Origin of the sequence: Streptomyces sp. NBC_00637, assembly GCF_045161545.1 — a bacterium.
Lineage (GTDB): Bacteria > Actinomycetota > Actinomycetes > Streptomycetales > Streptomycetaceae > Streptomyces.
Window position 1 is genome coordinate 3169250 of the sequence record NZ_CP109046.1, and the last position, 15262, is coordinate 3184511.

Genomic DNA, 15262 nt, shown 5'->3' on the forward strand with positions numbered 1-15262 from the left:
GGCATGCCCCTCCGGAGCACGGCCCTCAGTCCGGCAGCAAATTGCCCCTTCTCGACAGCAGGAACTTCTTGAAGGCGGCCACGGGCGGGGTGTCGGGGTGGCCGTCCAGCCAGGCCACGCCGATCTCGCGGGCCGCGCGCGGGGCCGTCACCGTCAGCTCCACCACCCCCGGGCGCGCCACGGCGGGCGGTGGCAGCAGCGCCACGCCCAGCCCCGCCGCCACCAGACCGCGCAGGGTCTCCGCCTCCTCGCCCTCGAAGGCGATCCGGGGCCGGAAACCGGCCTCCTTGCAGAGGTCGTCGGTGATGCGGCGCAGGCCGTAGCCCGGTTCCAGGGTCACGAAGGTCTCGTCGGCGGCCTCGGCCAGGCGCACCCGCCTGCGGGCGGCGAGACGGTGGTCGGCGGGGACGACCAGGCGCAGCTTCTGTTCGTCGAGGCGGCGGGCCACCAGGTCGGGGGCGTCCGGGACCGGTGAGGTCAGGCAGAGGTCCAGCTCCCCCGCCCGCAGCCCCTCCAGCATCGCCTCGCCGTAGTTCTGGACCAGGCTGAAGCGGACGCGCGGGTGATCGGCGCGGAAGGCGTGGAGCAGCCCGGGGACGGTCTCGGCGCCCATGGTGTGCAGGAAGCCGAAGGCGACCTTGCCGGTGGCCGCGTCGGCGTCCGCCCGCACCTCGTCGGCGGCCCGCTCGATCTCGCCCAGGGCGCGCTCGACGGAGGCGAGGAAGGTGCGCCCGGCGGGGGTGAGGGAGACCGTGCGGCCGTGACGGGCGAACAGGTCGACGCCCAGGTCCTGTTCGAGGCGGACCATGGCCCGCGAGAGCGTCGACTGCGGGACCTGCATCTCCTGCGCGGCGCGCGTGACGTGCTCGGTACGGGCGACCCCGGCGAAGTACGCGAGCCGGGGGGCCAGCAGCCTCCCCATGTCCGCCATGTCTTCTGTGTCACTGGACGGTGACAGGCGAGCCTCTGACCTCTGCTGATGCACCATGGGAACGATTATGACGATTCCATGCATTGGACGGATGAGGAGGGGCGTACGTAACTTCGAGGCATGTCTCCCGCCAGTACCGGGGCGTCCACGATCGTGGGCGCCGCGTCCTCCGTTCCCCTCTCCTCCGACTCCCGGCTGACCCCCGGCGGCCCCGGCTACCGCCGGATGAGCTTCGCGCTCTTCCTCGCCGGTGTGGCGACCTTCGCGCTGCTGTACTCCACGCAGGCGCTCCTGCCGCTGATCTCGAACGACTTCGGGGTGGCGGCGGGCCAGGCCAGCTGGACGGTGGCGGCGGCGACCGGCGGACTGGCGCTGTTCGTGCTCCCCATGAGCGCACTGTCGGAGCGCTACGGCCGCCGTACGGTCATGACGGCCTCGCTGGGCGTCGCCGTGGGCGTGGGCCTGCTGGTCCCGTTCGCGCCCTCGCTGGGCACGCTGGTCGTGCTGCGGGCGGTGCAGGGCGCGGCGCTGGCCGGTCTTCCGGCGTCGGCGACCGCGTATCTCGCCGAGGAGGTCCGGCCGAAGGCGCTCGTCACGGCGATCGGCCTGTTCGTGGCGGGCAACAGCGTCGGCGGGATGAGCGGCCGGGTCATCACCGGCTGGGTCGCGCAGGAGTGGGGCTGGCGGGTGGCCGTCGGGGTGATCGGCGCCCTCGCGGTGGCCTGCGCCATCGCCTTCCGGCTGCTGCTGCCGACGCCCCGGCACTTCAAGACGGGTTCACTGGCGCCGCGCGTGCTGATCGGCACGGTCCGCGAGCACCTCGCCAACCCGCTGCTGTGCCGTCTGTACGCGATCGGCGCGCTGTTCATGACGGTCTTCGGCGGCGTGTACACGGTGATCGGCTACCGGCTGACGGAGGAGCCGTTCTCCCTGCCCCAGGGCATCGTCGGCTCGATCTTCCTGGTGTACCTGGTGGGCACGGTGTCGGCGTCGACGGCGGGCCGGCTGGTCGGCCGCTTCGGCCGGCGCGGGGCGCTGTATCTGGCGGGCGGCACCACGGCCACCGGACTGCTGCTGTCGCTGGCGGACTCGCTGGGGCTGGTCCTGCTCGGCCTGGTCCTGATCACGGCGGGCTTCTTCGCGGGGCACGCGGTGGCCTCCTCGGCCGTCGGCAAGACGGCGACGACCGGCCGCGCCCAGGCCTCCGCGCTGTACCAGTCCGCGTACTACATCGGCTCCAGCACCGGTTCCACGGTCGGCGCGCTGGCCTTCCACTCGGGCGGCTGGGCCGGCACGGTCGGCGTGGGTGTCCTCGCGGTGCTCGGCGTCGTGACGATCACGGTGTTCGGGACGCGGGCGGCCCGCCGGGGCACGCTGGTCGCCGCGCACTGAACGTCCCGCGGCCCGCGGGGCCCGGGCACGTGTTCCCCCTGTTCGGGACCGGTTGTCAGTGGTGGCGCCTAGCCTGCGCGCGACACGCGACAACCGGATCGAGCAGGGGGATTTTCCGATGGAGTTCCGGATCGACCGCGGCGATCTCGTCGAGGCGGTGGGCTGGGCGGCCCGCGCGCTGCCCGCCCGTACGCCCGTACCCGTGCTGGGCGGGCTGCTGCTGGACGCGGCGCAGGGCCGGCTGACCGTGTCCGGCTTCGACTTCGAGACGGCGGCGCGGATCGAGACCGACGCCGAGGTCGGCGCGTCGGGCCGGGTGCTGGTGTTCGGCCGCCGGCTCCTCGACATCTGCAAGGTGCTGCCGGACGGGCCGGTGAGCTGCGCCCTGGACGGCACCCGGTTCACGATCGAGGCGGGCGGCACCGGTTTCGGCCTGTCGACCCTGCCGCGCGAGGAGTACCCCACCCCGCCCGCACCGCCGCGGGCGTACGGCACCGTGGACTCGGCCGCGTTCGCGACCGCCGTCGCCCAGGTCGCGGTGGCCGCGGGCCGCGACGACACGCTGCCGGTGCTGACCGGCGTCCAGCTGCGGCTGGAGGGCGACGAGATGACGCTGTCCGCCTCGGACCGCTACCGGTACGCGGTGCGGCGGCTGGAGTGGAAGCCCGAGGCGGCCGCCGACGGGGTGGCGGAGGCGCTCGTGCCGGCCCGGCGGCTGCTGGACGTGACCCGGTCGCTGGCCCGGTGCGGGGTCGTGCGGGTCGGGCTCGACGGTGCCTCGGGTGCCGGTCCGATCGGGTTCGAGGGCGGCCGGATGCGGACCGTCGTGCGACGGCTCGACGGGCGGCTGCCCGCCTACGGGAAGCTGTTCGACATGGCGGGGTCCGCGGTCGCCGAGGTGGACGGCGCGGCGCTGACCGAGGCCGTGCGCAGGGTCGCGGTGGTGGCGGAGGCGAACAGCCCGGTGCGGCTGGACTTCTCGGCCGGATCCGTCCTGCTGCGCGCCGGGTACGGCGACGACATGGCCACCCAGCGGCTGCCCGCCGGGCTGACCGGCGCCGAGGAGGTCACCGTGGCCTTCAACCCCGCCTACCTGCTGGACGCGCTGGCCTCCTTCGAGGCGCCGACCCTGCGGGTGGAGCTGAGGGGGACGGGACAGCGGGCGCTGCTGGGCGCTGCGGACGGTTCCGAGGCCCACCGGCACCTGCTGATGTCCGTGAAGCAGTTGGTCTGAGCGCGGCCCGCGCAAGGGCTCCGAGCTGGGCTTTCGTCGACTCGGCGGGCCGTTGTCAGTGGGCTGCGGTAGCTTCCGAAGTGCGCGAAGACGCGTGACGGAACGGCCACAGGGGTGGGTGGACGATGGGCAACGGCACGGCGACGACGACCGACATCGACGTCGCACTGGAGAAGCACCGGACCGAGCTGACCGGCTACTGCTACCGCATGCTCGGCTCCTCCTTCGAGGCCGAGGACGCGGTGCAGGACACCCTGGTGCGGGCCTGGCGCAGCTACGACAAGTTCGAGGGCCGCTCCAGTCTGCGCTCGTGGCTGTACCGGATCGCGACCAACGTCTGTCTGGACATGCTGACGGCGGGCAACAAACGGGCCCGGCCGATGGACCTCTCCGAGGCCACGCCGCTCGCCCGGGCGGCACTCTCCCCCCGTCCCGACAACACCTGGCTGGAACCGATGCCGGACGCCCGTGTGCTGCCGACGGTGGAGGACCCGGCCGAGGCGGCGGTCGCCAAGGAGTCCGTGCGCCTCGCGTTCATGGCCGCCTTGCAGCAGCTCCCGCCGAAGCAGCGGGCGGTGCTGATCCTGCGGGAGGTGCTGGCGTGGAAGGCGAGCGAGGTCGCCGAGCTGCTCGACACCTCGGTCGCCTCGGTCAACAGCGCGCTCCAGCGGGCGCGGGCGACGCTGTCCGAGCGGGAGACCTCCGGCGCGCACGCGGCCGTGTCCGACCCGCTGGACGAGGAGCAGCGGAGACTGCTCGACCGCTACGTGGCGGCCTTCGAGGGCTATGACATGACGGCGCTGACGGCCCTCCTGCACGAGGACGCCGTCATGACGATGCCGCCGTTCGACCTGTGGCTGACCGGACACGACGACATCACCGGCTTCATGACCACGCTCGGCTCCGCGTGCGAGGGCTCGCGCCTGCTGCCGGTCCAGGTCAACGGCCTGCCGGGCTTCGCCCAGTACAAGCCGGACCCGGACCGGGGCGGGTTCACGCCGTGGGCGATCCAGGTCCTGGAGATCTCAGACGGCCGCCTCACCGGGTTCCACTTCTACCTCGACACCCCGCGCTGGTTCCCCCTCTTCGGCCTCCCGCTCCACCTCGAAGCGGAGACCGACGAGGTCGAGCAGGGCGCGTAGCGCCGCGTCGGGGGCGCGCAGCCGGATGTGTCCCCCGGCCCGCCGGGCGGCCAGCTGAAGCCTGGCCAGCAGGTCGACGGCGACGAGCCCCGGCGGCCCGATCCCGGCGACGTCACAGACGACGACCGGGGCGCCGGTGGCGTCCAGCAGCGCCCGCACGTCGTCGACGAGCCCTGCCACCCGGGGTCGGGTGACGGGGCCGGTCAGGGTGAACACGGGCGGTGTCGTCGATTCCACGATCGGTAGACCGGCACGGGACGCCCAACTCATCGCAGCGCGAGGACCGCGGTCGGGCGGCCCGTGCCGCGAGCCGGTCAGGCGATGCGTTCCAGCACGACGGGGGACGCGGTGAACCCGGTGCCGGCCGCGCCGATGTCGTACGAGCCCGTCACGGCCTGGAGCGCGTACTCGAAGCGCTCCGGGGTGTCCGTGTGCAGCGTCAGCAGGGGCTGGCCCTCGGTGACCGTGTCGCCGGGCTTGGCGTGCAGTTCGACGCCCGCGCCCGCCTGCACCGGGTCCTCCTTGCGGGCGCGGCCCGCGCCGAGGCGCCAGGCGGCGATACCGATGTCGTAGGCGTCGAGGCGGGTCAGGACGCCCGAGGCGCCGGCCTTCACCACGTGCTGTTCCTTCGCGGTGGGAAGCGCGGCGTCCGGGTCGCCGCCCTGGGCCGCGATCATGCGGCGCCAGACGTCCATCGCCGAGCCGTCGGCCAGGGCCTTCGCCGGGTCCGCGTCCTTCACGCCGGCCGCTTCGAGCATCTCGCGGGCGAGCGCGACCGTCAGTTCGACGACGTCCGCAGGGCCGCCGCCGGCCAGCACCTCGACGGACTCGCGGACCTCGAGGGCGTTGCCGGCCGTGAGACCGAGGGGCGTGGACATGTCGGTCAGCAGCGCGACCGTCCGCACGCCGTGGTCGGTGCCCAGACCCACCATGGTCGAGGCCAGCTCGCGCGCGTCCTCGATGGTCTTCATGAAGGCGCCGGTGCCGACCTTCACGTCGAGGACCAGCGAGCCGGTGCCCTCCGCGATCTTCTTCGACATGATCGACGAGGCGATCAGCGGGATGGCCTCCACCGTGCCGGTGACGTCCCGCAGCGCGTACAGCTTCTTGTCGGCCGGGGCCAGGCCGTCGCCCGCCGCGCAGATCACCGCGCCGGTCGTGTCGAGGACGTGCAGCATCTCCTCGTTCGACAGCAACGCGCGCCAGCCCGGGATCGACTCCAGCTTGTCCAGGGTGCCGCCGGTGTGACCGAGGCCCCGGCCGGAGAGCTGGGGGACGGCCGCGCCGCAGGCCGCCACCAGCGGGGCCAGCGGAAGCGTGATCTTGTCGCCGACGCCGCCCGTGGAGTGCTTGTCGGCCGTCGGGCGGGACAGCGCCGAGAAGTCCATGCGCTCGCCGGAAGCGATCATCGCTGCCGTCCAGCGGGCGATCTCGCGACGGTTCATGCCGTTGAGCAGGATGGCCATGTTGAGGGCGGCCATCTGGTAGTCGGCGACCTCGCCGCCGGTGTACGCGTCGATGACCCAGTCGATCTGCTCGTCGCTGAGCTCACCGCGGTCCCGCTTGGTGCGGATGACGGAGACCGCATCCATCGACAACTGCGTCATGGCTTTCCTTCCGGTGGTGCACCGTAGTGCGGGTGCACGGTGGTGCGGCAAGACGTTTCCAGAAACCGCGCGGCCCCTCTGCGCCGGTCAGAGGGGCCGCGCGGGACTTACTTGGTGAGGTGGCCCGGGCCGAAGGCCTGCGGGAGCATCCGCGCGAGCGGCATGATCCCGGCCGGCGTCTCCAGCACCAGTTCCGGGCCGCCGAACTCGTAGAGCAGCTGACGGCAGCGGCCGCAGGGGACGAGGATCTCGCCCCTGCCGTCCACGCAGGTGAAGTGCGTGAGCCGGCCGCCTCCGGTGTTCTGCAGCTCCGAGACCAGCCCGCACTCGGCACACAGGCCGAGCCCGTAGGAGGCGTTCTCGACGTTGCAGCCCGACACGATCCGGCCGTCGTCGACGAGAGCCGCCACGCCGACCGGGTAGCCGGAGTAGGGGGCGTACGCCCGGGACATGGCGTCCCGGGCCACCGTACGCAGCTTCTCCCAGTCGACCGTGTCGGCGGATCCGGCGGCGGGCGGGGTCACTTGCCCTGCCCCTTCCGGTACGGCATGCCGTCCGCCTTGGGCATCCTGAGGGACTGGGCGGAGAGCGAGAGCACCAGCAGGGTGACGACGTACGGCGCGGCCGTCACGACCTGGCGCGGAACCTCGTCCGTGCCGAGGTACCAGACGAACATCAGGGCCGAGACCAGCGCGGTGACGACGGCCGGGACGTACTTCTTGCGCCACGCCAGGTAGGCGGCGCCGAACACCAGGACGATCGCCAGGAGCAGGATCAGCGCGTGCACGTTGGTGGTGCCGCCGCGCAGGTTGAGGCTGTCGGTGTAGCCGAACAGGCCGGCGCCGAGGGCGAGGCCGCCCGGCATCCAGTTGCCGAAGATCATCGCGGCGAGGCCGATGTAGCCGCGGCCCGCGGTCTGGCCGTCGAGGTAGACGTTCGAGGCCACGATGGACAGGAACGCGCCGCCGAGGCCGGCGAAGCCACCGCTGATGATCACGGCGATGTACTTGTACTTGTAGACGTTGACGCCGAGGGACTCGGCGGCGATCGGGTTCTCGCCGCAGGACCGCAGCCGCAGGCCGAAGGCGGTCCGCCACAGCACCCACCAGGTGGCCGGCACGAGGGCGACGGCGATGACGGTGAGCGGCGACAGGTCGGTGATCAGACCGCCGACCAGGCCGGCGATGTCCGAGATCAGGAACCAGTGCTTCTCGTTGAGCGTGTCCAGCCAGCCCGACAGGCCGGGTACGTCGAAGGTGCCCAGCGAGTCGATCGGCGGGGACTGCTTGGAGGAGCCGCCCTGGACCCCCTCGAAGGTGAACTTCGACAGATAGCGGGTGGTGCCGAGGGCCAGGATGTTGATGGCCACACCGGAGACGATGTGGTTCACGTTGAAGGTGACGGTCGCGATGGCGTGCAGCACGGCGCCGATCGCGCCGCCGAGGATGCCGAAGACGACGCCGGTCCACGGGCCCCACTGGTAGCCGGCCCAGGCGCCGAACCAGGTGCCGAGGATCATCATGCCCTCGAGGCCGATGTTGACGACGCCCGCGCGCTCCGCCCACAGACCGCCGAGACCGGCGAGGCCGATCGGCACGGCGAGGCGCAGCGCCGTGGACATCTGGCCGGTGGAGGTGATGCCGTCCGCGCCGGTGATGAGGCGGACGACCGAGGTCAGCACCAGGACGCCCGCGATGATCAGCAGGAGGACCGGGAGCGAGAGTTTGCGGCCGCCCTTGCCGGGCTGCTTCGCCTGCGGCTTGGCGATGGTCGTGGTGCTCATCAGACCGTCACCTCCTTCTTGGTGTTCTGGGCGGCGGCGGCGAGCTCGGCGCCGACGCGCTTCTGCTGACGGCGCAGACCCCACTGGCGGACGGCCTCGTACGAGATGACGACCGCGAAGACGATGAGGCCCTGCATGATCGTGGCGATCTCCTTCTCGTACGCCACCGGGGTCGCGTAGTCGAGGGCGGGAGAGGCCTTGTCGAGGAAGGCGATCAGGAGCGCGGCGAAGGCGATGCCGACCGGGTTGTTGCGGCCGAGCAGGGCGATGGTGATGCCGGTGAAGCCGAGGCCCGTGGGGAAGCTCAGGCTGTAGGTGTGGGCGTCACCCAGCAGCAGGGGCAGGCCGGAGAGGCCCGCGATGCCGCCGGAGATGAGCATGGCGGTGAGGACCATCTTCTTGGCGTCGACGCCGGAGGCCGCGGCGGCGGTCTCGGACTCGCCGGTGGCGCGCAGGTCGAAGCCGAAGCGGGTGCGGTTGAGGACGATCCAGTAGACGATGCCGAGGGCGATGGCGAGGAAGACCAGGCCGTAGATCTCGCCGACGTCGGCGCCGAGGTCGATGCCGGGCACCCAGCCGGAGTCCTTCATGATGCCGGTGGTGTTGTTGTTGCCGACCTGCACGCCCCAGATGTTGTCGAGGGTGAGGTAGCCGATGACGCTGGTGGCGATCGCGTTCAGCATGATCGTCGCGACGACCTCGCTGACCCCGCGGGTGACCTTCAGGACACCCGCGATGCCGGCCCAGAAGGCGCCGGTGAGGACGCCGACCAGGAGCAGCACCGGGATCTGGAGGAAGGACGGCAGGGCGATGTTCGCGCCGACCACGGCGGTCATCATCGCGGCGAGGCGGTACTGGCCGTCGACGCCGATGTTGAACAGGTTCATGCGGAAGCCGATGGCGACCGCGAGGGCGGCGACGTAGTACATGGAGGCCTGGTTGACGATCAGGACCTGGACGTCCGAATAGCTCGCCTGTTCCAGCATGAGCGTGTACGGCTCGATCGGGCTCTTGCCCGAGGCGATCAGCACGACCGAGGTCAGCAGGATCGCCGCGACGAGCGCGATGACCGGGCCGGCCACCGCGAGGAGCACGCGCTCCTTGTCGAACTTCTTCATCGGGCCTCGTCCTCCGGACCGGCAGCTTCCTCGGTGGTTTCCGCGTCGTCGACGTGTTCCAGGTGACCGGACGCGGCGCCGGTCATGGCGGAGCCGAGCTCCTCCGGGGTGATGGTGGCGGGGTCGGCGTCCGCGACCAGCGTGCCGTTGTAGATCACGCGCAGGGTGTCCGACAGGCCGATCAGCTCGTCGAGGTCGGCGGAGATCAGCAGCACGGCCAGGCCCTCGCGGCGGGCCTCGCGGATGCGGTCCCAGATCTGGGCCTGGGCGCCGACGTCCACACCCCGGGTGGGGTGGGCGGCGATCAGGAACTTCGGGTTGTGGCTCATCTCGCGGCCGACGATCAGCTTCTGCTGGTTGCCGCCGGAGAGCGAGGCGGCGGTGACGTCGATGCCGGGGGTGCGGACGTCGAACTCCTCGACGATCCGGCGGGTGTCGGCCTGGGCGCCCTTGATGTTCAGCCAGAAGCCCTTGGCGTTGGGCGCCTCGGTGACATGGCCGAGGATGCGGTTCTCCCACAGGGGCGCTTCCAGGAGCAGGCCCTGACGGTGGCGGTCCTCGGGGATGTAGCCGACGCCGGACTCGCGCCGCCTGCGGGTGTTCCAGGGGGTGATGTCCTCGCCGAGGAAGGCGATGGTGCCGGAGTCGGCGTTCTTGGTGCCGATCAGCGCGTCGATCAGCTCGGTCTGGCCGTTGCCCTCGACGCCGGCGATGCCCATGACCTCACCGGCGTGGATGGTGAAGCTGACGTCGTCGAGGGCCTTCTTGACCTCGCCGCCGAGAGCGACCTCGGGCGAGATCATGCCGCTGACGCCGCCGGCCGTGGGCTCGGCCTCGACGCCGAGGGAGGCGCCGCCGCTGGCGTACACGGTGAGGTTCGCGACCTGGATGACGGGCTGGTCGGTGACCGTGGACTCGGCGGTCTCCGGGGTGGGCAGCTCGCTGCCGACCATCATCTCGGCGAGCTGGCGCGGGGTCGTCTCGGCGGGGACGGCCGTGCCGACGGTGGTTCCGCGCCGGACGACGGTGATCTCGTCGGCGACGGACAGCACCTCACCCAGCTTGTGGGAGATGAAGATGACGGACAGGCCCTCGGACTTCAGCTCGCGCAGGTTGTCGAAGAGTGCGTCGACCTCCTGCGGGACGAGCACGGCGGTCGGCTCGTCGAGGATGAGGGTCTTGGCGCCGCGGAAGAGGACCTTGAGGATCTCCACGCGCTGCCGGTCGGCGACACCGAGGTCCTCGACCAGGGCGTCGGGGCGCACGCCGAGCCCGTAGCGGTCGGAGATCTCCTTGATCTTCCTCCGGGCGTTGCCGCCGATGCCGTACAGCTTCTCGCTGCCCAGCACCACGTTCTCCAGGACGGTCAGGTTGTCGGCCAGCATGAAGTGCTGGTGGACCATGCCGATGCCGCGGGCGATGGCGTCGGCGGGGCTGGAGAAGGTCACCTGCGCGCCGTCGACCGCGATGGTGCCCTCGTCCGGCTTCTGCATGCCGTAGAGGATCTTCATCAGCGTCGACTTGCCGGCGCCGTTCTCGCCGACGAGGGCGTGCACGGTGCCTTTGCGGACGGCGAGGTGGATGTCGTGGTTGGCGACGACACCGGGGAAGCGCTTGGTGATCCCCGCCAGCTCTACCGCGATCGTCGACTGTGCGGTGAGCGGAGGGCTGCTGGACGCGTCGATGGCGCACTCTCCTTGGGAAAGGGGCCGCTCTACGCGCGTAGCGCCCCTGCTTTAAATAGTGCCCGGATCAGTTCGATCTTGATCGATCCTGGTAGGGATTCCGATCAGGTCTCGATCCGTTCCGAGCATTCTGCCGCGCGAACGGGGCGCGGGGAGGACATCCTTCCCGCGCCCGGTTCCGTGGCCGTAACGCTGCCATTACAGCGCTTCTTTGGCCAAGGCCTCTGACAGAAGGTCAGGAGGTCTTCACCGTGATGCTGCCGTCCTTGATGCCCGCTTCGGCCTTCTTGATCGCGTCCTGGATCTCGGTGTTGCTCGCGAAGGTCGGGTTCGAGTCCGACACGCTCACGCCGCCGTTCTCGAGGCTGCCGCGGACCACACCGGTCTCCGGCTTGCCGTCCTTGACGGACTTGGCCAGCGTGTAGACCGCGCCCTCGACGTTCTTCATGGCCGAGGTGAGGATCGAGGCCTTGTAGGCCTTCAGCGCGTCCTGCTTGTACTGGTCGGAGTCGACGCCGATGGCCCAGATCTTGTGGGCGTTGGCGGCCTTGATGACACCCTGACCGGACAGGCCGGCGGCGGCGTAGACGACGTCCGCACCGGCGTCGATCTGGCCCTCGGCGGCGCTCTCGCCCTTGTCGGGGCTGGAGAAGCCACCCTCGGCGGCGGTCTCGGTCAGGTACTGCGACTTGACCGCGACGCCCTTCTTGGTGTCCTGGACGCCCTGCTTGAAGCCGGCCTCGAACTTGTGGATCAGGGGGACGTCCACGCCGCCGATGAAGCCGACGGTGTTGGTCTTGGTGGCCTTGGCGGCGGCGACGCCGGCGAGGTAGGACGCCTGCTCCTCGTGGAAGACGAGGTCGGCGACGTTGTCGGCCTTGATCTGCTCGTCGTCGACGATGCCGAAGGTGGTCTTCGGGTACTTGGCCGCGACCTCCTTGACGGCCGGCGCGTAGGCGAAGCCGACGCCGATCACCGGGTTGTAGCCCTGCTTGGCAAGGCTTTCCAGGCGCTGCACCTTGTCCGCGTCGGACTCGCCGTCCTGCGGCTCGACCGCGGTGGACTTGTAGCCGAACTCCTTGTCGGCCTTGTCCAGGCCGGCCGTGGCGGCGTCGTTGAAGGACTGGTCGCCCTTGCCGCCGACGTCGTACGCGAGCGCGAGGCCCAGGTTCTTGTCACTGCTGCTGGAGGAGGAGGACGACGTGGAGGAGCTTCCGCAAGCGGAAACGGTCACGGCGAGAGCTGCGGTGGCAACACCCGCAACCGCGATTCGGGACACCCGGCGCATGGAACTTGACTCCTTTGTGCAAGCGCCCAAACCAGGCGCTGGTTCCGCCGCAGCGTAACGCGCGTAGACCTGACGGAAAAACCCTTCTGTCCGGTCCGTTACCGAGCTGTGGCCGCAGTCGCGGTCCAGGTTACGGACAGCAGTACGCCCCTTGCGGGAGGCAAGGGGCGTATGGGCTGCAAGGACGCCCGGAAGGGCGTAGCCGGGGCCCGGCCGAAAGGGTTTCGGACCGTTACTTCGTGTTTACCGTGATCTTGCCGTCGATGATGTCCTGCTTGGCCTTGTCGACGGCGGCGACGACGTCCGTCATCGCCTTGTACTTCGGGTTGGTGTCGGCGAATCCGACACCGTCGTTGGAAAGGCTGCCGCGGACCACACCGGACAGCGGCTTGCCCGCGTGGACGGACTTCACGAGATCGTAGACGGCGCCGCCGACGTTCTTCAGCGCCGAGCCGAGGATGTAGTCCTTGTACGCCGCCAGCGCGCTCTGGCTGTACTGGTCGGAGTCGACGCCGATGGCCCAGATCTTCTTGGCCGCGGCCTCGGTGATCACGCCCTGACCGGAGAGACCGGCCGCGTGGTAGACGACGTCGACGCCCGCCTCGATCTGGCCGCTCGCCGCGTCCTTGCCCTTGTCGGGGCTGGAGAAGCCGCCCTCCTGGGCGGTCTCGGTCAGGTACTGCGACTCGATCTTGATGTTGGGGTTGACCGACTTGGCGCCCTGGACGTAACCGGCCTCGAACTTGTGGATCAGCGGGATGTCCACACCGCCGATGAACCCGATGTGCGCCTTCTTGGAGGCCTTGGCGGCGGCGACACCGGCCAGGTACGAGGCCTGCTCCTCGTGGAAGACCAGGTCGGCGACGTTCTTGGCCTGCACCTGCTCGTCGTCGATGATGCCGAAGGTGATCTTCGGGAACTTGGCGGCGACCTCCTTGACGGCCGGCGCGTAGACGAAGCCGACGCCGATCACCGGGTTGTAACCGGCCTGCGCGAGCTGGGTCAGCCGCTGCACCTTGTCCGCGTCGGACTCGCCGTCCTGCGGCTCGATGTCCTGGCCGCCGATCTTGAATTCCTTCTCGGCCTTCTGGAAACCGGCGTAGGCGGCGTCGTTGAACGACTGGTCGCCCTTGCCGCCGATGTCGTAGGCGAGGCCGATGCCCTTGCCCGAGTACGTGCCGGACTCCGTGTCACTGGCCTTGGAGTCGGTGCTGGACTTGCCGCAGCCGGCGGCGGCGAGCGCGACGACCGCGACGGTCACCGCGGCCCGGGAGAATCTCGTTTTCCGAGACATCTGACGCATAGCAAGCACCCCTTCATCCCCACGGCGCCGTGACCGGCCCGCTTTCCCCTTGGTGGCGCCGTCCTGGAGGGGCTCCCCGACAAGCCTTTCCCGATGGCGATTCCGGCGCACAGTAACGCGCGTAGAAGCGGAGGGGAACGGGGTTTCTCCGGGCCGTTATCGATTCGTGCCGACCCCGGGTTACAACCGCGTCCCCCGGGTTACGGGTGGGTGACACAAGAGGACGAAGGGGCGCCATTCCGGCACCCCTTCGTCCGAACGCCCTGGCCGGGGCTTCCCGGCCGGTCCTCAGTGGCCGCGGGTCGCCGCGTCCAGCAGCGCGGCCGCCGTGAAGAGCTCCACGCCGACGGTGATCGCCGACTCGTCCGCGTCGAAGTCGCCCTGGTGCAGATCGCGCACGGTGCGCTCGCCGGGCGGACGAACCCCGAGCCGGGCCATCGCGCCGGGCACCCTCTCCAGGTACCAGGAGAAGTCCTCGCCGCCGAGGCTCTGTTCCGTGCCCTCCACGGCGCTCTCGCCGCGCCGGACGACCATGGCGTCCCGCAGCAGCCCGGCGACGTCTCCGTCGTTGACGACCGGCGGGACACCCCGCACGTAGTTGATCTCCGACTTGGCCCGGTGCAGGTTGGCGACCTCGTCGATCGCCGCGACGACGATGTCCGGGGCCTGCCGCCACGCCTCGATGTCCAGGCAGCGGACGGTCCCGGAGAGCTCGGCGTGCTGCGGGATCACGTTCGGCGCGTGCCCGCTCTCGATCCGGCCCCAGGTGACGGCCAGCCCGGCCCGGGTGTCGACCCGGCGGCCGACCAGCGCGGGCACGTCGGTCACGACCCGGGCGACGGCGGTCACCAGGTCCGTGGTCAGGTGCGGCCGGGCGGTGTGGCCGCCGGGCCCGTCCAGCGAGATCTCCAGCCGGTCGCAGGCGGAGGTGATGGCACCCTCGCGCAGCCCGACCTTGCCCGCGTCGACCCGCGGGTCGCAGTGCACGGCGATGATCCGCCCGACCCCGTCCAGCGCCCCGTCCTCGATGGCGTCGGCGGCACCGCCGGGCAGCACCTCCTCGGCGGGCTGGAAGATCAGCCGCACGGGACGCGGGAGCCGGCCCTGCCGGTGCAGCTCCGCGAGGACGAGTCCGGCGCCCAGGACGACGGTGGTGTGCACGTCGTGCCCGCAGGCGTGCGCGCGGTCCGGCACCGTCGAGCGGTACGCGCACTCGCTCTTCGTGTCCGGGATGGGCAGCGCGTCGATGTCGGCGCGCATCGCCAGGACGGGGACGCCGTCGGCCGCGGCACCCGCCGCGCCCCCTCCGCCCACGGTTCCGATGTCACAGATGAGACCGGTCCCCACGGCGAGTACGCGCGGCTGGAGGCCCGCCTTCTCGAGGCGGGCCTTGATCGCGGCCGTCGTACGGAACTCCTGGTTGCCCAGCTCGGGGTGCATGTGCATGTCGCGGCGGAAGGCCACGAGCTCTGCGCGCAGCGCCTCCGGCAAGACACCGGGAAGGGCTTCGGGCAGCGCACCCGGAAGTGCACCGGGGAGCACGTCTTCCCCTGACGGATCGGCCTCGGACTCTCGGGACATCAGTTGCTTCACCCTCTGAAGGGTAGGACGCCGGGGCGGTCAACTGACCCGATCAACAAAAGTTCAACCCGTTAGGCGAAGAAAAGTTGGCCGCGCGGCGCATGGCTGCTGTGGTGGATGGGTAAACTCGCCGGTTTCGCGGTCGGCACCCACACTTCTTCCTTCCTTCCACGGATACCACGGACCGCTCGAGACACG

Annotated in this window: 13 protein-coding genes; 3 read left to right on the plus strand and 10 right to left on the minus strand. The window is 70.7% G+C overall.

Going from position 1 to position 15262, the window contains the following annotated elements; translation table 11 throughout:
- Positions 1–25: 25 nt before the first annotated feature.
- Positions 26–988, minus strand: a complete 963-nt coding sequence (locus OG440_RS13565; RefSeq protein ID WP_406007103.1) for a LysR family transcriptional regulator — start codon at positions 986–988, stop codon at positions 26–28.
- A gap of 63 nt (positions 989–1051) precedes the next feature.
- On the opposite strand from OG440_RS13565, the gene OG440_RS13570 reads away from it, so the two are divergent.
- From OG440_RS13570 to OG440_RS13580, 3 genes are all read left to right on the plus strand, one after another.
- On the plus strand, positions 1052–2323 hold the full coding sequence (locus tag OG440_RS13570; RefSeq protein WP_406007104.1) for an MFS transporter: 1272 nt from the start codon (positions 1052–1054) through the stop codon (positions 2321–2323).
- 118 nt (positions 2324–2441) lie between these two features.
- The gene (gene dnaN / locus OG440_RS13575) at positions 2442–3557 is read left to right on the plus strand and encodes a DNA polymerase III subunit beta (RefSeq protein WP_406007105.1); all 1116 of its coding nucleotides are present in this window, start codon (positions 2442–2444) and stop codon (positions 3555–3557) included.
- Between the two features lie 125 nt (positions 3558–3682).
- Positions 3683–4699 (plus strand): sigma-70 family RNA polymerase sigma factor, encoded by a 1017-nt coding sequence (locus tag OG440_RS13580; protein WP_406007106.1) that lies wholly within the window; start codon positions 3683–3685, stop codon positions 4697–4699.
- Here the strand turns inward: OG440_RS13580 and OG440_RS13585 are convergent.
- From OG440_RS13585 to OG440_RS13625, 9 genes are all read right to left on the minus strand, one after another.
- A complete protein-coding gene (locus tag OG440_RS13585) occupies positions 4583–4969 on the minus strand; it encodes an STAS domain-containing protein (protein ID WP_406007107.1) in 387 nt (128 codons plus the stop codon). The genes OG440_RS13580 and OG440_RS13585 overlap by 117 nt on opposite strands.
- Before the next feature lie 44 nt (positions 4970–5013).
- On the minus strand, positions 5014–6297 hold the full coding sequence (locus OG440_RS13590) for a thymidine phosphorylase (RefSeq protein ID WP_406011346.1): 1284 nt from the start codon (positions 6295–6297) through the stop codon (positions 5014–5016).
- A 116-nt stretch (positions 6298–6413) separates the two neighbouring features.
- Positions 6414–6830: a cytidine deaminase gene (locus OG440_RS13595; RefSeq protein WP_406007108.1), complete on the minus strand. Its 417-nt coding sequence runs from the start codon at positions 6828–6830 to the stop codon at positions 6414–6416.
- On the minus strand, positions 6827–8089 hold the full coding sequence (locus OG440_RS13600; protein WP_406007109.1) for an ABC transporter permease: 1263 nt from the start codon (positions 8087–8089) through the stop codon (positions 6827–6829). The genes OG440_RS13595 and OG440_RS13600 overlap by 4 nt, the downstream gene beginning before the upstream one ends.
- Entirely contained in the window at positions 8089–9207 is a 1119-nt protein-coding gene (locus OG440_RS13605; RefSeq protein ID WP_406007110.1) for an ABC transporter permease, read from the minus strand. The genes OG440_RS13600 and OG440_RS13605 overlap by 1 nt, the downstream gene beginning before the upstream one ends.
- A complete protein-coding gene (locus OG440_RS13610; RefSeq protein ID WP_406011347.1) occupies positions 9204–10892 on the minus strand; it encodes an ABC transporter ATP-binding protein in 1689 nt (562 codons plus the stop codon). The genes OG440_RS13605 and OG440_RS13610 overlap by 4 nt, the downstream gene beginning before the upstream one ends.
- 235 nt (positions 10893–11127) lie before the next feature.
- Entirely contained in the window at positions 11128–12180 is a 1053-nt protein-coding gene (locus tag OG440_RS13615) for a BMP family protein (RefSeq protein WP_406007111.1), read from the minus strand.
- 232 nt (positions 12181–12412) lie between these two features.
- On the minus strand, positions 12413–13474 hold the full coding sequence (locus tag OG440_RS13620) for a BMP family protein (RefSeq protein WP_406007112.1): 1062 nt from the start codon (positions 13472–13474) through the stop codon (positions 12413–12415).
- Positions 13475–13771: 297 nt separating this feature from the next.
- Positions 13772–15064: an amidohydrolase gene (locus tag OG440_RS13625; RefSeq protein WP_406011348.1), complete on the minus strand. Its 1293-nt coding sequence runs from the start codon at positions 15062–15064 to the stop codon at positions 13772–13774.
- Positions 15065–15262 lie beyond the last annotated feature (198 nt).